Below are 22457 nucleotides of genomic sequence, written 5' to 3'. Positions count from 1 at the left end.
ATGATGCACTTTAGCTTAACATAAGCTTTAATTTTTCGCAACATGGCCCATGTATTTTTGCCGCAAACGGAAAACAAAACTTATGGACACAACGCTATTAAAGCAAAAGGCCTTGGCCTTCGCTGTTGCTGCATTTGTTACTTCAACAGTAATAATCAGTGCATGTAAAAAGAATAATGAACCAGAAACTCCCGAAACCCCTACTCCGGTAACCCTAAAAGATTATTCGGTAAACCCTGCTTTGGTAAAAGCAATGCCTGGTTTCGAAAACCTGAACATTACTACGTTAATCAGTTCGGATGATGTACTGCCCGAATCGCCAAATTTCATTTTCGGTGCACAGCCTGATGGAGCAGGAATGATTAAAAATCCTGCGGGAGAAGGTTTTATCATGATTAACAACCATGAAATCCTCCAGTCGGTATCGCGTGTATACCTGGATAAAAACTTTAAACCGGTAAAAGGAGAATACATTGTTGATTCGGATGGCGGTATGACCCGTCTTTGTTCGGCTACCCTGGCAACCCCTGAAGAGCATGGCTTTCCTAAACCAGTTTTTTTAACTGCCGGTGAGAGTGGTGCAGAATCGATGATCCATGCCATCGACCCTCTTGCAGCGGCCGATAAAAAGAACAAACAAAGAACCGTTAGCGCATTGGGCAGATGGAGTGCAGAAAATGCCGTACCATTGCCTAAAGGAGCATTCGCCGGTAAAACTGTAATTATGATTGGTGAAGATGAGAGCGATGGGCAGCTGGCCATGTATGTATCCAATACACCAGGTGATTTGGAAAACGGCAAGTTATATGTGATGAAACGCAGCAATAACGACCCGATTGAAACCAACATGGATAAAGGACAAAGCTACGATGTAGAATTTGTAGAGCTTGATAATGTAAAAAGCAGTACGGGTGCCCAGTTGCAACAACAAACTATCGATAAAAAAGCTTTAATGTTAGCGCGTGTAGAAGATATCGATTACAGAAAAGGCAGTGCTGCCAACGGACGCGAGATATACTTTACGGCAACAGGCGTTAGTCAGGGCGATAAAATCACACCGGTAAGCGGTAAAACCATGTGGGGCCGTGTATACAAGCTGGTTCTTGATGCGAGCAACCCGTTAAAAGGTAAACTTGAAGTGGCTGTTGACGGGAACGACAATCCTGGAAAAAGCATCGTAAACCCGGATAACCTTTGCGTTACCGAAAACTATGTATACATTCAGGAAGATGGCGATTCATTTTACAAAAACAACGATCACGATGGAACCATCTGGCAGTTCGCAATGGCTTCAAAATCGTTAAAACCGATGTTGCAGATGAACCATCGCAGAACGGATGCTACATTTAACGCCAAATATAACCCCTCAAACAATACGCAGTTAAGCAGCTGGGAATATGGGGCCATGTACGATATCTCTGCTTTAACCGGTATCCCGGATACCTTTGTTGTGAATTTACACCCACACACCTGGACAAGTGATAAATACAAAAATGCCGACGGTGGTACAACCCGGTTGGTGAACAACAGCGAAGGCGGACAGGTAGTAATTGTTCGCGGCGTTTCTAAATAATCCAAAATGCTTTCTTATCCCTTCCGGTAAAAGCCGGAAGGGATTTTTCTATTTTATTTCAACTCTGAACACGCATGTTTAGCCTAAAAAAAATTGTCTTTTTTGCTTTATTAATCACCCTCACTACCCTGCTTTCCATTTTCTGCAAAACAGCGAACAAAGTAATTGCAGAACAGGTGAAAGCAGATTTCGATCAGCAGCTCACTGAATTTCAAAATATGGTTGATCAAACATTATTTAAGGCCGTTCAAAACCGGAACGAAAAGGCAATTAAGCAATCCTTCTTACAGGCAAGAGCTAAATACAAGGAGCTGGAATATTATATCGAATATTTTTTCCCATCTACCGCAGTAATGCTTAATGGGGCACCCATTGATGAAATTGAATTGGGCGAAAACATGATTGAGCACCCAACGGGCTTCCAGGTAATGGAAGAAATAATTTATGAGGAGCCAACAAAAGAAAATCGCCTGGAATTACTCAACGAAGTAAAGAAAATGCAGCTCAACCTGCAACGGGTTAGTCGCTTTAACGCACAATATCAGCTTACCGATGCACAACTTTTTGATGCCATCCGTTTAGAAATTTTCAGGATTACAAGTTTAGGGATTACAGGTTTCGACACGCCCAATGCTTTACAGTCGATCCCTGAAACTGCTTTTGCTTTAAAAGGAATTGATCGTCTACTAGAGAAATATGATGAACCCCAGGCACATCAAACAATCGCTTCGGCCATTGCTTACCTGGAAAAAAACAGCGACTTTAACACTTTTGACCGCCTGACTTTTATCACGCAATACCTCGATCCGATCAGTAAAAAAATCAGCCTGCTCCGGTTAAAAAAAGATATTGCAACGGCAGCAAGCGGCTCTGCATTACGCGATGAAGCTGTAAGCATGTTTCAGCCAAATGCTTTTAATGTAGATAAATTTGTAGGGAACAGTACTTTGTTCATCAGCGATGCTAAAATTGTTTTGGGAAAGGCTTTATTTAACGATCCAGTGCTTTCTAACGGAGGTAACCGCAGCTGTGCCAGCTGTCATCACCAGGCTAAGGCTTTTACCGATGGTTTAACAAAACCCATAGGAATTAAAACAGGAGAAACTTTACTGAGGAACACCCCCACACTCCGTTATGCAGGCTTGCAACGTGGATTTTTTTACGACTTAAAAGCCGGCACATTAGAAGATCAGGCCCTTGATGTGGTACATCATAAACAGGAAATGAACGGATCACTTACCCTGGCGGCCGAGCGTATTAACACGGCTAAACGTTACCAAGCCTTATTTCAAAAAGCCTATCAGGATAAAGCCGGCAAAGCCGACCCCTGGAAAATCCAGCATGCCCTGGCTTCCTATATCCGGTCGTTATCGCCTTTTAGCTCCAGGTTTGACCGCTACATGCAGGGAGACCAGAAACAACTGGGTGCTGATGAGAAAAAGGGCTTTAACCTATTTATGGGTAAAGCTAAATGTGGCAGCTGCCATTTCGCACCTCTTTTTAACGGCACCCCAGCCCCGCTTTTCCATAAAAGTGAAGCAGAAGTTTTGGGTGTACCGGCAACTGCCGATACCATTAAACCTCAATTAGACAACGATTTGGGTCGGTATGCCCTTTACCATTACCCGCAATACAAACATGCCTTTAAAACTTCAACGTTAAGAAACATTACCAAAACAGCACCTTACATGCACAACGGTGTATACAAGACCCTGGAGCAAGTGATGGATTTCTATAACCGTGGCGGGGGAGCAGGCATGGGCATCAAAGTGGATAACCAAACTTTAGCTGCCGATAAACTGAATTTAAGCAAAACAGAGATTAAACAGATTATTGCTTTTTTAGGGGCACTTGAAGATTTGCCTTAACCTGATTGCATTTTTTTTACCACAGAGATGCGGAGTTTTCACAGCATAAACAGCGTCTCTTTTTATTTTTAACGCAAAAATTTCGTAGAGAAACGCAAGGCTGTATCTGGCTTTGTTAGTTGTACTTACGACGCTTGATGTTGAATTTCCAACCTTTATTTCTGCACCCGCACGCGTGCAACGAACTTGATTAATAAGTAAGAATTATATTTTACCACCAAGATACAGGGACACAAAAGCTACAGGCAACTCGATGGCCTCTGTGACTTCTCTTTGTGTACTTTGCGGTTAAAAGTCTATGTAAAAACTACAACAAATCTTTCAACACCACCCAAACATTTTCGGCCAAAATCTTATCTCCTTCTGCTGTTGGATGGATCCCATCGGCCTGGTTCAACTCCGGTACACCTCCTACCTTATCCAGCAAAAACGGAATCAGTTTCATATTATTCTTTTTCGCCAGTACCGGGAATATATTTTTAAAATCTGCTGCATATTTGGCGCCCATATTCGGGGGTACCTGCATACCGGCCAGTACCAGTTGGGCATCCGGGTATTTTGCTTTTACACGGTCTATAATATCCTGTAAATTTTTAGTGGTTTGTGTCACCGGTAATCCCCTCAAACCATCGTTAGCACCAAGTTCGAGTACAAAGATTGCTACTGGTTGTTTCAGCAACCAATCAATCCTGCCTTTACCACCTGCAGAGGTTTCGCCGCTCAAGCCCCCGTTAATTACTTTATAAGGCAGCTTTAACGAGTCGATTTTATTCTGAATTACGGCCGGATATGCTTCCGAAGGATCGAGGCCCATTCCTGCCGTTAAGCTGGTACCAAAAAAGAGGATATTTTTTTGCTGTTGATTTACAGCAACAGCTTTTTGGTCAGCCGAATCTAAAGTTTTATCATTATTGCTTTTGCTTTGCCCGTTACCGCAGCCCAGCAGGGCTATTCCTAAAACAAATAAGCCTATTATGCGTTTTCGTAACATATTTAACCGGTGTATATCTAATTATAAAACATTATCTTAACAGGAAACATCCTGTTATGTTTGGCAACGATCTATACGCAAACCTAAAAAAATCAGCTATTGGAAAGCATATTGAACATCCGAAATGTAAGCAAAATTTACCAAAGTGCAGGACGCGAATTAACCGTTCTCGATCAAATTAATTTTTCGATCAGCGCAGGTTCAACAGTTGCCATTACCGGCCCCTCGGGCAGCGGAAAAACAACCTTGCTGGGCTTATGTGCCGGGTTAGACCGGGCAAGCACGGGCACGGTGGAGCTTAAGGGCATAGCCCTCGAAAATTTAAGCGAAAATGAACGTGCAGCTGTAAGAAACCAGTATGTAGGCTTTATTTTTCAAAATTTCCAGCTGCTGCCAACTTTAACGGCATTAGAAAATGTGATGGTTCCGCTCGAATTAAGGGGGGCAAAAAACATTAAGGCGCATGCTTTAGAACTGCTGGATAAAGTTGGCCTGGCCGATCGTGCACACCACTATCCCGTACAACTATCGGGCGGTGAACAGCAAAGGGTTTCGCTGGCCAGGGCATTCTCAAATCAACCCGCCATTCTTTTTGCCGACGAGCCTACCGGAAACCTCGATGCCGAAACCAGCGAAAAGGTAATTAAGCTGCTTTTCGATTTAAACAAAGATGCCGGAACCACATTAATTATCGTTACGCACGATCTTGAACTCGCTGCCCGTACGGCAAGAACCATCAAGATTAAAGGTGGCGCAATCCTTTCAGACGAAAACCCTGCTTATGCCTGATAACCTCCAAAAACAATCCATCAAGTTTTCGTGGCTGTTTAAAATGGCCTGGCGCGATAGCAGGAAAAACCGTGCACGTTTATTGCTCTTTATTTCTGCTATTGTTTTGGGTATCGCCGCCCTTGTTGCTGTTTATTCGTTTAAAGATAACCTGCAAAGGGATATTGATGCACAGGCAAAAGAACTTACAGGCGCCGACCTGGTTTTGGATAGCCGGAAAGGTGTAAGCAAAGCCATGCAAAAAATGCTCGATACACTGGGCGACGAACGATCTCAGGAGAAAACCTTTGCTTCGATGATCTATTTCCAGAAAGGCGGAGGCAGTCACTTGGTTCAAATGAAAGCACTGCAGGGAAAATATCCTTACTATGGCACAATCGAAACCATCCCGGCAACGGCAGCAAAAAGCTTCCAATCAGGTAGAAATGCTTTGGTAGACAAAACCCTCATGTTGCAGTTTAATGCAGATATTGGCGATTCGGTAAAGGTTGGCGACCTTAATTTTAAGATCCTCGGCACTTTAACAAAAGCACCCGGGCAAACGGGAATATCTGCCAGCATTGCCCCTACGGTTTACATTCCGCTGCAATACCTTGATAAAACCAACCTGATTAAAACCGGAAGCCGGATCAACAATAAATTTTATTTCAAATATAACGATCCGTCTAAAATAGATGAATGGGTAAAAAAGCAGGACAGCAAATTAGAAAAAGAAGGCTTTGATGCCGATACCGTTGAATCGAGAAAAGAACAGACCGGCAGATCCTTCAAAGATGTAAACCGTTTTCTGGCCTTATCCGGTTTTATCGCTTTGTTGCTGGGCTGTATTGGAGTTGGTAGCGCTATCCACGTCTACATCAGGGAAAAATTAAGTGCAATTGCTACACTGAGGTGTTTAGGATTAACCTCACATCATGCCTTTTTAATTTACCTCATCCAGGTTTTTTTCATTGGCTTAATTGCTGCTGTTCTAGGCGCAGTTTTAGGCACAGGCATCCAATTTTTGCTTCCGCTGGTGTTAAAAGATTTTCTACCGGTCGAAATTACCATGCAGGTTTCGTGGCTGGCAGTTGGCCAGGGTATTTTATTGGGCCTGGTCATCTCGATCCTCTTTGCCCTTCCTTCACTTCTGTCTGTTAGAAGGGTTTCGCCATTAAATGCCATCCGGATATCTTTCGAAAAATCAGGTGGAAAAAGAGATCCGCTAACCGCTTTGGTGTACCTGCTTATAGCTGTATTTATTATGGTTTTTACGCACCTGCAGATGAAAACATGGCTACAAACCCTGATTTTTACCACCAGCTTTGCCCTCGCTTTGATACTGTTGATGAGACTGTCTAAACTATTGATGTTTCTGGTTAGAAAACTCTTACCCAGTTCATCCGGTTATTTATGGCGGCAGGGATTTGCGAACCTCTACCGTCCGAACAATCAAACCTTAATGCTTACCGTTTCTATAGGTTTATCAACTGTATTTATCTGCACCTTATTTTTTATTCAGGGGATATTAATGAGTCGCGTTACCCTTTCATCTGGCACCAACCAACCCAATATGGTGATGTTCGATATCCAGAATGCACAACAGAAAGGGCTCGACAGTTTAACCAAGGCTTTCAAATTGCCATTAATGAACCAGGTGCCTGTAATTACCATGCGCATTGAAGAAATTAACGGAAAGAAAGCCAGTGCAGATACCAATAACAGGAGAGCGTACCGCAACGAGATCAGGGCTACTTACCAGGATACTTTAACCGCAGCAGAGAAAATTACATCGGGCAAATGGACGGGAAAAATAAAACCAAACGAAACGGTTTACATTTCCCTGGATCAGCGTTATGCACAACAAATTAAGGTAGGCTTAAACGATAAAATACTTTTCAATGTGCAGGGCATGATGATTCCAACCGTGGTAGGTAGCTTAAGGGAAGTAAACTGGAGCAGGATGCAAACCAATTTCAGGGTTGTTTTTCCGGCGGGGGTTTTAGAAGAGGCACCACAGTTTCACGTGCTGATGACCAGGGTACCTTCAAGCGAGGTTTCAGCACGTTTCCAGGGGGAAGTAGTGAGGCAATTCCCTAACGTTTCAGTTATTGATTTAGACCTGATCCTAAAACTGCTTGACGAACTTTTGGGTAAAATCGGTTTTGTGATTCAGTTTATGGCCGGATTCAGTATGGTAACCGGCTGGATTGTGCTGATTTCTTCAGTGTTAACCAGTAAAAACCAGCGGATAAAAGAAAGTATTTTACTCCGCACCATGGGCGCCAGCAGTAAGCAAATCATCCGGATCAATGCCATTGAATACTTCTTTTTAGGTGCCTTTGCAGCTGGTGCCGGGTTAATCCTGGCCCTTGGCGCAAGTTGGGCATTGGCCAAATTCAGTTTCAATGCAGCATTTATACCCCCTGTTTGGCCAACGCTGTTCGTATTTGGTTCGATTGTGTTACTGGTGGTCATTACAGGTGTGTTAAGTACGCGGGGCATTCTTAAACAGCCGCCTTTAAAGATTTTAAGAAACGAAGGGTAACTGTGAGGCTGGTTTTACCACAGAACACATAGAGAAAGGCACGAAGCAAATGGCATAAAACTTTTCTGTGTCTTCCCTGCATCCGCTGGCTAAATACAAGTATATTGAATAACCCGGATTTTTGATACTTTTATGCTTATGATCAGATTAAATAACGATACCCCAACCGAAGTGCTTCAGGAGGTAAAGGTTGGCAGCATGGTTACCGATACTTTCAGCAAGACGGGCCTGGTAGAAAGCATTGAAGTAAAAGATGACGGCTTGTACCGGACTTATGAATTTAACCTTGTTACCGGAAGAACCATCACTGTTAAAAAGTAAAACGCCATAAACTTTATCAGCTTATCCTAATCTTAACCAAATGTCATTACTTATCCTGCTTTTCGGTATTCTTTTGCTTTTTGTGCTGATCTTGAAAAAGATTAACCCAATGATCGCCCTGATTGCTGTAGCGATCATTACGGGGCTTTTACTGGGAATGCCTGTTAGCAGGGTAATGGCCTCCATCAGTAATGGAATTGGCAGTACCCTCGGCAGCATGGTGATGGTTTTGGCACTTGGCGCGATGATGGGTAAAATGATTGAAGACAGCGGTTCGGCTAAAAAGATCGTTTTTATTTTGATCAGGGCCTTTGGTAAAAAGAATATTCAATGGGCCGTGCTGTTAACCGGTTTATCGGTAGGAATTCCTTTATTTTACAATGCTGGTTTCGTGGTGTTAATCCCCTTGGTTTTTGCCATTTCAGCTACCACCGGACTATCGAAATTATATATTGGCATCCCAATGGCTACAGCCCTTTCGGTAACACATGGTTTTTTACCCCCCCACCCTGGTCCTGTTGCTTTAGCCGGAATTTTCCATGCCGATATTGGCAAAACACTGATTTACGGTTTAGTGCTAAGCATACCTATTGCACTTATTGCCGGAATCTATTTCCCACGGCTTATTCTCAAACGGGATCAATCGGCAACAGTTCAGGACTTCAGCATCAGCGAAGAAGAAAATCTTCCTTCTGCTTCAAGGAGTTTTATTACCGCCCTGTTACCCGTATTCTTAATCATCGCCGGAACCATAGGAAGCAGTTTCAGAATGGATTATATAGGAAAACCGTTGTTTATATTTTTAGCCGATCCTACGGTAGCCTTATTAATTTCGGTTATTATTGCTTTGGCTGTTCAAAAAACCGGTATTTCAAAAGCCATGGAATCATGCGCCGAAGGGGTGAAAAGCATTGCTATGATTATTTTAATTATTGCCGCCGGTGGGGCATTTAAACAGATTTTGATCGACAGCGGTATGGGTGAAACCGTAAAACAGCTCACCGGAGATTTAAATTTATCGCCACTGCTGCTGGCCTGGTTAATTACAGCATCGCTCCGGGTAACCCTTGGCTCGGCAACGGTTGCCGCCCTGACTGCATCGGGTATGGTATTGCCCTTAATTGGTTCCGGTGTTTCTCCGGAGCTGATGGTTTTATCGGTAGGTGCCGGAAGTTTAATGTTTTCTCACGTAAACGATACCGGTTTTTGGATGTTCAAAGAATATTTTAACCTCAGCCTGAAAGAAACTTTTAGCACCTGGACCATCATGGAAAGTTTGGTTTCGGTTTTGGGGCTTATTGGGTTACTTGTATTAAATCAGTTTGTATAAAGAAAATAATATAAACATTATTAACACCTTAAGAAATATTCAATTGCTAAAAAAATTAGCTTTTTGTTGTTTTCACAATATAATTTGTTTATTTTTGTATAATCAATTTATCAAGATAATTTATGATTTCATATCAATTCGATAAAGACAAAGCTATTGCAGCACTTTTATATATTTCTAAAGAAATAGCTGATGGCCAAGGTATGTCGGATAAGTATGCAGCACTAAAAGTTCTTTACTTTGCAGAAAAGAAGCATCTCATTCAATTTGGCAGACTGATTACAAATGACCGATTTGCTGCATTGAAATTTGGTCCCGTACCATCAGGCAGCTATGATTTAATGGATTATGGATCTTCCTTTATTCAGGTAGATAATAAAAAGGTTATCCCTAATGAAGAGCCAAATCTGAAAAAGCTTTCAAAAAGTGACATATTATGCCTAGATGAATCAATCAAGGAAAACAAGGCTTTAACCTTTGGAGAATTAAAGCAAAAATCACATGATGAAGCTTATCATAAGGCATTTGACAATGGAATTCAGTGGCTTTCAATTGAAGATATTGCAATACAGGAAGGAGCAGAACCGAGTTTACTTGGATATATAAAAGAGTACTACCAGGCCGTTAATTTCTCAAAATGTCCAACAAACTGATTGAACTCTTTTCTGAAGAATACAGGAGAAAACATGCCGAAGAGCTGGTTAAAGCCGATTCTATAATCATTCTGGAAATTCCTGAATTTCATATTAACCATGAGAAGTTTATTATACTGCTTACATCATCAATCAAAGATGATGAATTTTCGGCTGTTTGTATTAATTCCAATCCCTCACCTGGGAATAACCACGTAGTCATTCACCCTAATGATTATCAATTCCTTGATCACCTTAGTCATATCGATTGCGGATCTATTGTAGCTTTTTCAAAACAGTATTTAAAGGATTTACTTTTTAGAGAACCGCACCGATACAAAGGTTCAGTAACAGAAGTGACCTATATTGATATTATGCTAAAAGTAAGCCAATCGATAACGATTACTGACGAACAGCGTGAGAAATTTAATTTATAGTGTCGCTTTTTAGACTTAGAACCTTGATTTCTTTGTGTTTTGACTACCTCGGTATGCTTCGAAATCAAAATTAATCCATTAATTCTTAACCCGGTTCTTTTCTGCATCGGCTCCGGATGATTCGTGTTTTGCCGGTGTAGAAAAAGCCTTACCGAAACGGTAACTATAACTCACCACAACCGATCTAGAATCCTGCCGGTTTACCCAATTTGCCTCCGTATTTGCCAGGTTATTGATTACCCCGTTAAAAACCCTGGTTCTAAAAATATCGTTTGCAGTTAATTTCAAGGTACTTTTTGCTGAAAGTTTTTTCTGTACCGCTGCGCCAAATTCATGTACTTCGCCCAATAAAAACTGTACGCTGGATAATTTACTCTGGTAACGCATATTTACCTCAGCATTCCATGTCGGGCTGATTTTGAACTGCAAATTCGGGGTTGTCCTTAAATAACTTCCGCGGGTAACCAGAAAACCCGTGTAAAAATCTGTCTTTGAAACTATTCTGGCATACTCCACATAAGCATTCAGTTTAACCCACTTCGTAAGGTCGATTTCTGCATTTACCGAAACATTGGCTACCGTTGTTTTGCCCACATTCGCCGGCCTGCTGTAATAGGTGCCCTCTACAATTTCTATCGTTTCGTTTACTTCATCCCTCACCCAGCTATAGCCTAAAGTGGTGGTAATTTTATTTTTATAAGTATGCGAAAGCTCCAAACTTTGTGTAAATGATGGCTTTAAAAACGGGTTTCCGACATAATAGGTAAACTTATCCAATGGCGAGAAAAATGGGTTCAGATCCTGGTAATACGGACGGTCGATCCTTCGTCCGTAATTTAAATCCAGCTGATTGCTCCCGGCAGTATCCAGCTTGTAAGAAAAATAAACCGTTGGAAACAAACTGTTATAGGTTCTTTTAAAGCTCGAGTCTGGTTTAATCAGATTGCCCAACTGGTGCCCGTTTGATACCGTATTTTCATACCTCAATCCTATTTGTAAGGAAAATCGCTTTCCTTCCCTGCTCATGTTCAGGTAAGCAGCATTAATATTTTCTTTGTACAAAAAATGGTTGCTTTTTTCATAATCTACGCTTGTGTTTCCGTTTGCGGTATTAAAGTAGTCGGCAATATTATCGGTTTTGGTATATGCCGTTTTAACACCTGCAGCCAGTTTCCATTCGTTTGCCAAGGGGTGCGAATAATCCATTTTTGCCGTGTAGATGTCGATATCAGAAGGCAGGTTACCCGTTAATACATCCTGATATTTTAATGTTCCGCTTGGCAGGTAACTGAAATTATAATAGGTCTGGTCGGTTTGGTTACGGTACAGCAGGTAGTCTGCATCAAACGTAAGTTCCCTGCCGGCCTGTTTAAACTTATGCCTGTAATTTAAGTTTAGCCCTGCATTCTGGTATTTAATCTGATCGATATTTTCGGCACGGATGACCGAATCGAGCTGCATCGATGCGTTGGATAAATTACTGGTATTGTTGTTTACCTGTTTAGAAATGCGGTTCATACCTGTTAGCACCACGCCCCAGGTCGTATGATCAGAAGCATAATAATCAAGCCCTGTTTTCAGGTTGAACGTATTGCCATGCCTGCGGAAATAGGAGTTCTGATTAAAGTACGATTTGGCACTGGCATCATCATTTTTGTATTTCCGATTCAGGTCGAGATCCGTAAAACTATTATTGAGGTTATAACTTAAATTTCCAAAAACATTAACCTTATCCTTGCGGTAATTAAAGTTTAAACTATTGTTAGATCGGCTTAGCTCGCCCTGATTTAAACTCAGATTAATGCCTCCGTTAAAACCGGCGGTTTTGGTTTTCCTGGTTTTGATATTGATTACCCCGCCATTTCCGGCAGCATCATATTTGGCAGGCGGATTGGTCATCAATTCGATCTGATCGAGCGATGAAGAAGGCAACGAACGCAGGTAATTTTCCAGGTCGGCCCCCGATAGGTAGGTTGGCTTATCGTCGATAAAAATAGCAACTCCATTTTTCCCTTTAAGCGAAATCGCCCCATTCTGATCGACATTAACACCAGGCGATTTACTCAGCACATCCAAAGCCGTTGTACCGGCATTAGAAATCAGGGCATCAACATTCACCACGGTACGGTCGATCTTCCGTTCAACAAAAGCCTTTTGACCTGCAACCGTTACCTCTTTCAGGTTATTGGCTCCGGTAGCCATTTTAATATCAGCCAAAGCAATATTGGGGTGCGCCGCATCCACTACGATTAAATCTGATTGGTAAATGGGCGCCCCCACAACCGATATTTTAAGCTGGTATTTACCGTAAACCAACCGATCGAAACTAAAGCGTCCGTCGGCCTCAGTAAAACTGGTTTTTAACAAAACAGTATCTTTAAGCAGTGCTACCGTAGCAAATTCGATGTTTTTTCCTTCAGCATCCAATACCCGGCCATAAATTTTGGGTGAAAATGGTTGATCCTGAGCAAAAGTAAGGGCAATATTCATCCATAGGGCTAAAAAAGCCAGGAGTGTAAATTTCATGATGGTAGGATTGGATTTGCGCTTTGGAAGATTAATTTTTGTGGTTTTCGATCAGGAAATTATACATCAGCGAGTGGCTATCGTTTTTCAAAAACCGCTTTTTATACTTTTGCTGAACCTCGGCATTTTGTTTCACACCGTTTACAATCAGCTCATCTTTACTGAGTTTATACGATAGTTTATTGGTATTACTGATAATGCCATCTTTCATCAATTCCTGGTTGATCTCGTTGGTATAATCATGTCCATCTCCATTAGTTACTGTTTTTGAGGTAACTATACGCTGCGAACCGGTTCTGATGCTGCCCCTTTCGCGATAAGCAGGTGGGGTTGGTGGCGTAGGAGGAGTAGCATAACTTGCGGTCGGTGGTACTGCAGGAGCTGCCGGCGTGGCAGGTACAGCGGGCATGGCAGGCATCGCAGCAATTGCAGTTCTCGGCACTTTTGGCGGACGAGGTATTCTTGGGACTGTTCCATAACCCTGCGCTTTATACTCCTTTGCCCATTTACCATATTCTTTTGCATCTTCAGCAGCTTGTTTAGCATCAGCAATGGCTTTTTTCGAATCATTTTCGGCCATTTTTGCATCGGCAATTGCCTGTTTACGGTCTAGTTCGGCTTGCTTAGCATCAATGGCAGCTTGCCTGGCATCTTTCTGGGCCTGCATTTCATCGTACTGTCGTGCTTTTTCATCGGCGAGCCTGGCTTTTTCATTCTCCTGCGTGGCTTTTAGATCCTCTTCCGTTTCTTGAGTCGGCTGCTTTTCATTCAGCTTTTTCATTTCGCGATCCATTTTTGCATTGATCTCTCTTTCCATCTGATCTGCAGATTTTCCTGCGGGTCCGGCTTTTTTCCTGGCCGTATCCTGCAAGGCTACAATTGATGTACTGATTTCTTTTGTGGCGACTGTATTGGTATTGCCCACACTTTTAAAAGCGGCAGCACAAACCACAACAGATACCAGGGCGATGGTTAATATTGTTTTTTCCATTTTGTTTAAAGTTGAATGCGTATTGAATAACATCCTGCTTGCTCTGTGCAGCAGGCTACCTTTCTTCCCGGTTATGGCCATCGCATAAGCAGGTGCACGCTGCTTAAATTCCTGGCACACAATAAGGGCCTGAACATAGTTTTTACGATCGTTTACACAGGCGATGGCCAAATCATCGCAGCAATGCTCGCGCTCTGTTTTGATTAATTGCGATACCCAAAGTACCGCGGGGTTAAAGAAGAATACAATTTCAATAAAACTTTGAAACAAGTTTACCAGGTAATCTTTCCGTTTGATGTGAGCCAGTTCGTGAGAGAGGATCGCTTCTACCTCCGCATTCGATAAACCATTGAGCAAGCCCAAAGGGATAAGGATTAAAGGCTTAAAATAGCCCACTACAATAGGTGACTGGGCAATGCCCGATTGCATCACCTTAACTTTTTGCGTTAAACCCAGTTTTTGTGCAAGCTCATTTAATTTTTCGTCCCACTTTTTGCCCGCAGCATAAGTTTTATGATGACGAAGATGGTATACCCCATTTAAACCTACCATTAATTGGATACTTTTTGCACAAATGATCAGAAACCACACCAATACGATCTGATTGGCATAAGTATTCCACAATGATAAGATTTTGTTCAGCCCCAGGTACATATCGTGCTGTACGTTTATAACAGCATGTTTATCTGAAATAGCCTTAGGCAGGTTAATTCCAGTTTGATGAACAGCCTGCAAAGATGTACCGTAAGCCGGTTGCTGAAGTTCCTGATAAAACGTAAAACCTATTGCCCCAACAAACAAACCTAAGCATACCGTCAGCAGGTTATATCTCCATCTGGCGCTTGCCTTACGGGTAGTAAACATGACCAAACCTGCCATCAAAGCTAAAATTACGCCAAGCCATAACGAATGGAACAAGGTAGCGCCAAGGGCATGAAGCCAGTTTTCTGGCAAAAGGTTAATTAATTTAAATTCCATTATCGTGGTTCTTTAGCCTCTATTCCGGGTAATTAGTCCATGCTATCCAATAGCCGCTTAATCTCTTCAATTTCTTTTTTTGAGGTTTTCTCATTCCCCAAAAGCTGCATCATTAACTGCGATGCGGAGCCTTTATACAACGTATTTACGAAACGGTCCAACAACTGCACTTTGGTTTTTTCTTCTGCTTCTACCGGAATATAAATGTGTTTCATTTGGCTCTCATCACGCTTTAAAATTCCTTTTTCAGTTAAGATCTGCATCTGCTTTAAAGTAGAGGTATAATTCACCTCTCTCTGCTCATTCAGCTTATCATTTACAAACCGAACAGTAGAGGGGCCAAATTCCCATAACACCTGGAGAATTTCCAGTTCGGCTTTGGTAGGTTCGGGCAGATTATTTTCGGATTGTGTATTCTTCATACCCTAAAGGTACGATGTTTTTCGTACGATACAAATATTAGGATAAATATTTTTTAATAAATATTATAACAACCTGATTTTAAGAACATTAAAAAAACAAAAACACATTTTATTAAAATCGATATTGCTTTTACAAAAATGATTTGGTCAGGATTTTTAATTTTCCGGGGGGAGTTTTTCGCCCTATCCAGCCAGGTTAGATACTCATTTTGATCACAATCATCAACAGCATTAATGCTTATCAAAGGATATGTAGCTGCTACTCGACAAATTTGGACATAGAACTTATACCCTATCGACTGTTCCGTTTTACCCTGTACACCACAAATTATAATTAAGATGACCGATAAAAAGAACAACATTTCTACCCTGTTTATCACTTACCTGATATTGACAACTACTTTCCTTATATTATTGATTGGCTTTGGAGAAAATTATTTTTTTGCAAATTTTAATATCGAAATCCTGCCCCTTTATGATCTTAGCGATCTGGCGTTCTCACAGCGTGGATTAAGCTACCTGGAAAAATCTGCTCTTTTGGTCTTTTTGCCTTTGATGATCACGGTATCCTTTATTATACACTCGTGGATCTGTGATACTTCTACTGTACTGCGCACCAGGAACGCTGCTTTTCTCATTGGCCTGTTGCCATTCTCTTTTTTACCTGCTTTGATCAGTTTCCAGGAAATGAAAATGTCTATTCTGTTAATCTGCATTTCACTTACACTTACGCTCTGCCTTTGGATCGTTCTTTTCCACATCAGGATGTTTCAGTTTAATTATCTCTCTTTCCATTTATTTACAAGCTGCTGTCTTTTAATCACATTTGCATCAATTAACCGGATCGATGCAGATATTCAGCAATGTTTAAACCATGCAAAAAATGAAGCCCTCATCGAAAAGCCAGATCCGGCTACCGTAAACAGCCCAGTTGTTTTTGTTGGCAGTACCGCATCCTTTAATCTTTACTACTCCCCAACAGAGCACCGGAGCATTATTCTGCCCAAAACGAATTAATAATCTTTACACAACTGCACAATCATCGCCATAACCAAATAGATTAATTTAAACAATTATCTATTTTTTAATACGCTATTAAACGTTTATTGTAAAGCAGTTGAACAAAGTTTTTCAATTTACACAACCAGGTTTCATGCTTGCAGGAAGTACCAAATCCATCGTCTCTAATCAAAATCAACAAGTAATTTGACAATTATCAATATATTTATGCATATTTATGCTCATTTTTATTGGATAACCGTCTATTAATCCCTATAAAAAAGATCAACAAAATGCTTTTCATAGAAAATCATGTTAAAAAACCATGCGTTTTTAACAGGCCGCCTTACATAATTTCCATTACAGTCTATGGCCTTCCCCCATGGGTATCTTCAAAACCATTCTGTTATGGTTGATGTTCTAATTAACTTACTCTAAATGAAAATTTTAAACTTATTAATCAACAATATACGAGTACATTTCAGCTTCATTAAAGTTTATCCCACAAAAGGCGGGCAACACCAAAAATTAAATTTGATCTTCAAGGTAATCCATACAGTTGACAATTGCCGGTCTTCTTTTTTCGACAGTGCGGTTTTAATAGCTGAGAAAGGCTTCTGATCGTGCAGGAACCAAGTCCACAAATAAGGTTAAATGCCTTTTTTACCTATCCAAAAAGTACTTATTGTATTTAGGATCAAACATAAATTTAAATGGAGGGATCTAAAATCTTGGTTATACTAGAGGATTTTGATTTAAGAGCAAAAATCACCGAAATACTTACCGTTGGGAAATACAATGTAAAATCGACAGATAGTGGCAAGCATGCGATCGACATCATCAGAAAAAATCCGGTTGACGTGATTATTTCAGGGGTAAATGTATCAGAAATAGATGGATTTGGGGTGCTCCTTACGGTTAACAAATTTACTGAAACCGCTGGCATCATCTTTATTATGTTACTGAACGATAAAGATTATGATCTTGCCCGCAGGGTTATGGAACTTGGTGCAGATGGCCACTTAATGGCCCCTTTTGATGACGGAGAACTGCTTAATCAGGTGGGAGTTAAACTGAGAAAAAAGAGATTGCAGCACGACTTATTTTTAAAAAAACATTTACAGCTGAGAAGTATAGACAACAGTAAAGACGATATGTCGTGGTTAAGATCGAGGTTTGAAGGAAGTTTACCAAGACATTTTAAGAAAAACCAGGTGCTTTATTACAAAGGAGAAAGACGTTCGCTGGGCCTGCATTATATTTTATCGGGAAAGGTTAAAACTTATGTGGCCGATACCGCAGGTAATGTATTCATTACAGGCATTTATGGGCCCCACGAATATTTCGGATTGCAGGGAACGTTATTGGGTACCGAAAATAAAGAAATTGCCGAAGCCATTGACAGTACTGAAGTACTGACCATTCCATTTGCCGAAGTACAGCATTTAATTACAGATTATCCTGAAATATTCAGTGTTTTTGCCAAAGATTTAGCCCTGACCTTAAGCAAGCGTGATGAAAAGTTGCTCGATATTGCCTATTACTCGGTACGCAAGAGAATTGCAAAGGCCATTATCGGGCTAACGCAACTTAGCCATAATGCAGAGCGTGGCAGACTTATACTTCCAAGGCACGATCTGGCCTGCCTGGTGGGCATTGCAAGCGAAACCCTGAGCCGCGTATTAAGCGATTTTACCAAGGAAGGCCTTATTGAAAAGGAGGGCAACAACATTATTGTACTGGATGCCAAATCGTTAATGCTGATGAAAAATTAACGCCACCAGGTTGAACAATCGATTTTGGACGATTACCGCAAACAGTGGCCTCGACTGGAGCGGCATATGAGAAAGATCAAGATAAGCATTGACCATGGTCAGATGAAAATTGATAGTTATTATACAATTTAGCCATAACCAATACTTAGCCACTATTGGATAAATAGTTTATACAGTATCCATGTTAACAAAACATGAATGCCGGTAAGACCTGAATATGGGATGAAGGAATGCTGTATTTTCGACACAAAACAAATGAAACCGTACTCAATTTAATTAAACAACATGGAATTTAGCTACACGAGAGCTTTTTTAAAGGTATTTCTTTCCTTATTAGACAGGGCAAAAGATAGAGCAGCCATCCGTTTTTTATACCGGCATACCACATTTCGGAACATTAACGCAGGAGAGTCACTTTTCGGATCTGGCAGCCAGGGGACAAGCGGACAGATTATATATGTGGCTGACGGGCTGGTAAATGGGTATATTTCCAATGAAAGCCAAAAATCGTCCAGTATATGGCTCGGCCAATCGGGCAGCACCTACATCTGCGATGATTACAGGTATACCGATCACAACTTTAACATCCAGGCAATAGAGCATTCCACTCTCTTTATCCTGGATAAATGCGAATTAGAGGAAGGATGCGCATGGTACCCGGTACTTAATTCATTATTCCATTTTCATTTTCTCCGCAACGCCATAAACGATGTGAACAATAGCAACATATTGTTCAGGTTACAAAATATAGAAAACAGGATCAGCTTATTCAAGCGAATATATCCAGACCTATATAACCGGATCCCTGCAAATCTGCTCATCTCTTATCTTGATCCGGATGCAACTTTGGATCAGGAACAGAGCCTGCTGCTGGACGATACAGATTACGAATGCGCATTGAATTACCCGCAGCCAGAAAACCCACAAAAACCTACCCTTTCAATCTTATATTACTGTTGATTAAGGCCTAATCAAATTTATTGAATAGCAAATAAATCAGCTTTGAAGCTTTTATGGTTGATCAATGAAAGATCGTCAAGAATAATATCTCTTGAGCGGGTTACCTCCCTATGGTTATTTCTTTAACATTAAAAATATTTCTTTATCCTTTAACCTGCTTAATTACGGCAATTAGATCTTCTTCTCCATATCTGGTGGTTGCTGCTTCAAAGGTTTGCAATGTGGTTTTGGCTAATGGCGAATTAAGCCCTATTGCTTTAGCCAGGTTTAAATCTTTTACAATATGTTTAAGGGCGAAAGCAGGCTTATAATTATCGGCTATAATGGCATCGCCTTTAATTTTGGTAAAAACATTGGCTATGGCGCCATTATTGAGCAGATTAAGCAAATCTTCCGTTTTAATTCCTTGTTGATTGGCAAATACCACTGTTTCGGCCAAACCTTGTGTATATAAAGCCAATAAGGAATTAATAGCCAGTTTAGCCACATTACCTACACCGGTATCACCCAAACGGACCACTAATTTACCCATTTTTTCGAGTATCGGTTTAACTGGTTCAAAAGCCGATTCCTCTCCACCCACCATAATCACCAATTGCCCTGTTTCTGCTTGCTTTACACTTCCGGAAACCGGGGCATCTAAATATTGCGCACCTTTTTCTTTACACAATGTGGCCATTTCTTTTGAAATTGCAGGAGAAACCGTACTCATATTAATCATAACTTTACCCGAAATTTCTACACTGAAAAGCCCTTCAGGTCCATTAAAAATCTGCTCAATGGCCGCATCATCCGATACCATTAATATGATCACTTCTGTTTGGCTGACCAGGTTTTTGGGCGTTTCGGCACTCAGCCCCCCCATTTCTTTCAAAACAGTTTCTTTATCTTTACTTCTGTTGTAAACCGTAACGGCGTAACCGGCTTTTAGCAATTGTTCTGCCATTGGGATCCCCATGTTGCCTAAGCCGATCCAACCTATTTTTGTTGTATTCATGTTGTTGTTTTTATACCAAACAAATGTGATAAAGAAAAAGCTGAAATTGTTTAACAGTTGGTAAAAATACTGGTGCAAAATGATTTATTTTGGGGGCCGGCTCTTAATTTACTAATAAAATTAGTAAATTAGTTGCGTAATTAAATTAATAGCATACAACAATTAGCAAACATGGCCAGCCTCCTGAAAGATTTATACTCCCCCGCTTTTTACGACCGTTTAAGCAATGCCCTGGCGGTTAGTATCCCAAAATTTGATAAAGAAAAATTTATTAAAGCCATTTTTATACCTGAATTTGAAGCAAAAGAACTTAAGGAGCGGATGAGACATACAACGGAGGTTTTGCACTGTTTTTTACCCCAGGATTATCCTCAGAGTATTGAACTGATCAAAAAAACCATCACACAATTAAGGGCGCAGGGTATCGGGGAAGACGGATTGGCCTATATGTTTCTGCCAGATTATATCGAAACTTATGGCATTAACGATTTTGAAAACTCGGTTGAGGCACTTGAGTTTGTTACGCAGTTTATAAGCTGCGAATTTGCGGTGCGCCCTTTTATTTTAAGGTACGGAAATCAAATGATCTTAAGGATGCAGCAATGGTCTCTACATGAGAGCCATAAAGTCAGAAGATTGGCCAGTGAGGGCAGCAGACCACGCTTGCCCTGGGCGATGGGCATCCCTTTTCTGAAAAAAGATCCCGTTTCGATCTTACCTATACTGGAGAACCTTAAAACAGATCCTTCTGAATATGTGAGGCGAAGTGTGGCCAACAGTTTAAATGATATTGCAAAAGACCATCCGGAAGTGGTACTAAATGTGGTTAAAAAATGGTCAGGTTTAAGTAGCGATACCGACGCCATTATTAAACACGGCAGCAGGACATTGCTTAAACAGGGACATACAGCTATTCTTAAACATTATGGTTTGGATGATAAAGGCATTTTGCTAAGAGACTTTAAAATCCTTAACCCAACCATTAAAATCGGGGAAAGCCTCGAATTTTCATTTTCAATCACCAACGAAAATCCTACCGGACAAAAAGTGCGCCTGGAATATGCCATTTATTATAAAAAACAAAATGGCCAGAATACAAAGAAGGTATACAAGATTTCGGAGAGGCTTTATCCTCCTGGTGCAGCAGTTAGGGTAATACGTAAACAAAAATTTGTGTTAATTACCACCAGAAAATTCCATTTGGGCGATCATCAGCTATCGATGATTATCAATGGCGCTGAAAAGGAAAGGCTACATTTCGAATTAACCGCCTAATTTGGCGATCAGTTCATCAAGCAATGCAACCTGTCGTTCGTTGATGTATTTAACCGCATCCGGATAATTAAACCAGGCGGCTTTATCCATTTCCGGATAACTTTGCCTTTTACCTGAGCGGGGCGGCCATTCTAATTCGAAAGTATTGCTTACAAAAACTTCAGGTGCCAGATTACCTGCTATTGCCCAGCAAAAAACTTTTTTGCCCCCTTTTTGAACAATTGGGGTTAACTCGATAAAATCACCGGATAGTTTTTTGCCGGTTTCTTCTGCAAATTCGCGGATAGCAGCCGCTAAGGGTTCCTCGTGCTCGTCTATTTCGCCTTTGGGTACCGTCCAAAAGCCCTGATCTTTGTTTATAAAAAATGGTCCGCCCGGATGAGCAAGAAAAAATTCAATTTCCTCATCCTTTTTTCTAAAGAGCAATATTCCCGCACTTTGTTTCATTATGGTAAGGTAGGAATTGCATAAAAAAAAGCAGCCATATTTTTAAAATTTGGCCGCTTTATATAAATCTGGCATGATGAGATTTTTTGAAGATATTTTTTACAATAATCCATACAAACCGTGGGCGTAATTCCTTAACGATGACGATACCGTTTTCATCTTATCCGGTGACGGACCTTTTACTTTGTACGCTTCCGGATGAAGTTCTAAAGGCTGTTCTTCAACTTGTTCTAATGTGCTTCTATTGCTTAATGCAGCATGCTGTTCTTCGCTTAATTTTAAAGGTGCCATGATGTTTATTTTATATTAGAACAACAGGAATATCTGAAATAAGTTTGCCGTTTTTACTATTTTTTTTGTATTTTTTATCAAAAACCTCTGACCAATTATTTACAAATTCTAAAACTAAATTTATTTCGCTATCGATGGCTAACATAATAGTTTATGGTACGTGAGGACACGAACCTAGGCGACGGCTAGGTGGCCAAAACGGTTTTTCATTTTTTAGGGCTCGTAAAGTGCAAAACCCTTTGTTCCTAAACCTGATTGAGCGGAATAGCCCGCATCCCGATTTTTCATCGGGAGAGGACTATAAGCGAAAGCAGGACTGCAGGCCGCC

The 22457-nt window shown here is 40.9% G+C and carries 20 protein-coding genes; 12 read left to right on the top strand and 8 right to left on the bottom strand.

The genetic code is table 11. The features are described from left to right. The first annotated feature begins 82 nt into the window (after positions 1 to 82). The gene (locus GGQ60_RS07815; protein ID WP_183761996.1) at positions 83 to 1573 is read left to right on the top strand and encodes a PhoX family protein; all 1491 of its coding nucleotides are present in this window, start codon (positions 83 to 85) and stop codon (positions 1571 to 1573) included. A gap of 74 nt (positions 1574 to 1647) precedes the next feature. Further along, on the top strand, positions 1648 to 3441 hold the full coding sequence (locus tag GGQ60_RS07810) for a cytochrome-c peroxidase (RefSeq protein WP_183761993.1): 1794 nt from the start codon (positions 1648 to 1650) through the stop codon (positions 3439 to 3441). A gap of 307 nt (positions 3442 to 3748) precedes the next feature. Here GGQ60_RS07810 and GGQ60_RS07805 read toward each other — a convergent pair whose 3' ends face one another. Continuing rightward, positions 3749 to 4432: an arylesterase gene (locus GGQ60_RS07805; protein ID WP_183761990.1), complete on the bottom strand. Its 684-nt coding sequence runs from the start codon at positions 4430 to 4432 to the stop codon at positions 3749 to 3751. Between the two features lie 99 nt (positions 4433 to 4531). Between GGQ60_RS07805 and GGQ60_RS07800 the strand changes: the two genes are divergently transcribed. From GGQ60_RS07800 to GGQ60_RS07775, 6 genes are all read left to right on the top strand, one after another. Next, positions 4532 to 5221, top strand: a complete 690-nt coding sequence (locus GGQ60_RS07800) for an ABC transporter ATP-binding protein (RefSeq protein ID WP_183761987.1) — start codon at positions 4532 to 4534, stop codon at positions 5219 to 5221. Further along, on the top strand, positions 5214 to 7748 hold the full coding sequence (locus tag GGQ60_RS07795) for an ABC transporter permease (protein ID WP_183761984.1): 2535 nt from the start codon (positions 5214 to 5216) through the stop codon (positions 7746 to 7748). The genes GGQ60_RS07800 and GGQ60_RS07795 overlap by 8 nt, the downstream gene beginning before the upstream one ends. Positions 7749 to 7886: 138 nt before the next feature. After that, positions 7887 to 8069, top strand: coding sequence for a hypothetical protein (locus GGQ60_RS07790; RefSeq protein ID WP_183761981.1), 183 nt, complete (start codon positions 7887 to 7889; stop codon positions 8067 to 8069). A gap of 40 nt (positions 8070 to 8109) precedes the next feature. Next, positions 8110 to 9399 (top strand): gluconate:H+ symporter, encoded by a 1290-nt coding sequence (locus tag GGQ60_RS07785; protein WP_183761978.1) that lies wholly within the window; start codon positions 8110 to 8112, stop codon positions 9397 to 9399. 122 nt (positions 9400 to 9521) lie between these two features. Next, entirely contained in the window at positions 9522 to 10052 is a 531-nt protein-coding gene (locus tag GGQ60_RS07780) for a Panacea domain-containing protein (RefSeq protein WP_183761975.1), read from the top strand. Further along, the gene (locus tag GGQ60_RS07775) at positions 10037 to 10468 is read left to right on the top strand and encodes a hypothetical protein (protein WP_183761972.1); all 432 of its coding nucleotides are present in this window, start codon (positions 10037 to 10039) and stop codon (positions 10466 to 10468) included. The genes GGQ60_RS07780 and GGQ60_RS07775 overlap by 16 nt, the downstream gene beginning before the upstream one ends. Positions 10469 to 10546: 78 nt before the next feature. On the opposite strand, the gene GGQ60_RS07770 is transcribed toward GGQ60_RS07775, so the two are convergent. Genes GGQ60_RS07770 through GGQ60_RS07760 form a run of 3 tightly spaced genes read right to left on the bottom strand, consistent with a single transcriptional unit; the run spans position 10547 to position 15385 of the window. Beyond that, the gene (locus GGQ60_RS07770; protein ID WP_183761969.1) at positions 10547 to 12994 is read right to left on the bottom strand and encodes a TonB-dependent receptor; all 2448 of its coding nucleotides are present in this window, start codon (positions 12992 to 12994) and stop codon (positions 10547 to 10549) included. 31 nt (positions 12995 to 13025) lie between these two features. Beyond that, positions 13026 to 14963, bottom strand: coding sequence for a M56 family metallopeptidase (locus GGQ60_RS07765; protein ID WP_183761966.1), 1938 nt, complete (start codon positions 14961 to 14963; stop codon positions 13026 to 13028). A gap of 32 nt (positions 14964 to 14995) precedes the next feature. Then, a complete protein-coding gene (locus tag GGQ60_RS07760; protein ID WP_183761963.1) occupies positions 14996 to 15385 on the bottom strand; it encodes a BlaI/MecI/CopY family transcriptional regulator in 390 nt (129 codons plus the stop codon). A gap of 339 nt (positions 15386 to 15724) precedes the next feature. Here GGQ60_RS07760 and GGQ60_RS07755 point away from each other — a divergent pair, with 339 nt between their 5' ends. The 3 genes from GGQ60_RS07755 (at position 15725) to GGQ60_RS07745 (ending at position 19119) form a co-directional block, all read left to right on the top strand. After that, positions 15725 to 16402 (top strand): hypothetical protein, encoded by a 678-nt coding sequence (locus GGQ60_RS07755; RefSeq protein WP_183761960.1) that lies wholly within the window; start codon positions 15725 to 15727, stop codon positions 16400 to 16402. A gap of 695 nt (positions 16403 to 17097) precedes the next feature. Further along, on the top strand, positions 17098 to 18159 hold the full coding sequence (locus GGQ60_RS07750) for a response regulator (protein ID WP_183761957.1): 1062 nt from the start codon (positions 17098 to 17100) through the stop codon (positions 18157 to 18159). Positions 18160 to 18444: 285 nt separating this feature from the next. Next, the gene (locus tag GGQ60_RS07745; protein ID WP_183761954.1) at positions 18445 to 19119 is read left to right on the top strand and encodes a cyclic nucleotide-binding domain-containing protein; all 675 of its coding nucleotides are present in this window, start codon (positions 18445 to 18447) and stop codon (positions 19117 to 19119) included. A gap of 142 nt (positions 19120 to 19261) precedes the next feature. Here GGQ60_RS07745 and GGQ60_RS07740 read toward each other — a convergent pair whose 3' ends face one another. Next, complete coding sequence (locus tag GGQ60_RS07740) at positions 19262 to 20116, bottom strand: NAD(P)-dependent oxidoreductase (protein WP_183761951.1); 855 nt, start codon at positions 20114 to 20116, stop codon at positions 19262 to 19264. Positions 20117 to 20287: 171 nt separating this feature from the next. Between GGQ60_RS07740 and GGQ60_RS07735 the strand changes: the two genes are divergently transcribed. Beyond that, a complete protein-coding gene (locus GGQ60_RS07735; protein ID WP_183761947.1) occupies positions 20288 to 21391 on the top strand; it encodes a DNA alkylation repair protein in 1104 nt (367 codons plus the stop codon). On the opposite strand, the gene GGQ60_RS07730 is transcribed toward GGQ60_RS07735, so the two are convergent. The 3 genes from GGQ60_RS07730 to GGQ60_RS22975 form a co-directional block, all read right to left on the bottom strand. Then, a complete protein-coding gene (locus tag GGQ60_RS07730) occupies positions 21380 to 21838 on the bottom strand; it encodes an NUDIX hydrolase (protein ID WP_183761944.1) in 459 nt (152 codons plus the stop codon). The genes GGQ60_RS07735 and GGQ60_RS07730 overlap by 12 nt on opposite strands. Positions 21839 to 21937: 99 nt before the next feature. Next, a complete protein-coding gene (locus tag GGQ60_RS07725; protein WP_183761941.1) occupies positions 21938 to 22129 on the bottom strand; it encodes a hypothetical protein in 192 nt (63 codons plus the stop codon). Positions 22130 to 22139: 10 nt separating this feature from the next. Further along, entirely contained in the window at positions 22140 to 22274 is a 135-nt protein-coding gene (locus GGQ60_RS22975) for a hypothetical protein (protein ID WP_260300588.1), read from the bottom strand. Positions 22275 to 22457: the final 183 nt, after the last annotated feature.

It is taken from the genome of Pedobacter zeae, from assembly GCF_014196715.1.
Taxonomy (GTDB): domain Bacteria; phylum Bacteroidota; class Bacteroidia; order Sphingobacteriales; family Sphingobacteriaceae; genus Pedobacter; species Pedobacter zeae.
The sequence above is the reverse complement of the archived record's forward strand: the minus strand, read 5'-3'. Positions and strand labels throughout refer to the sequence as shown.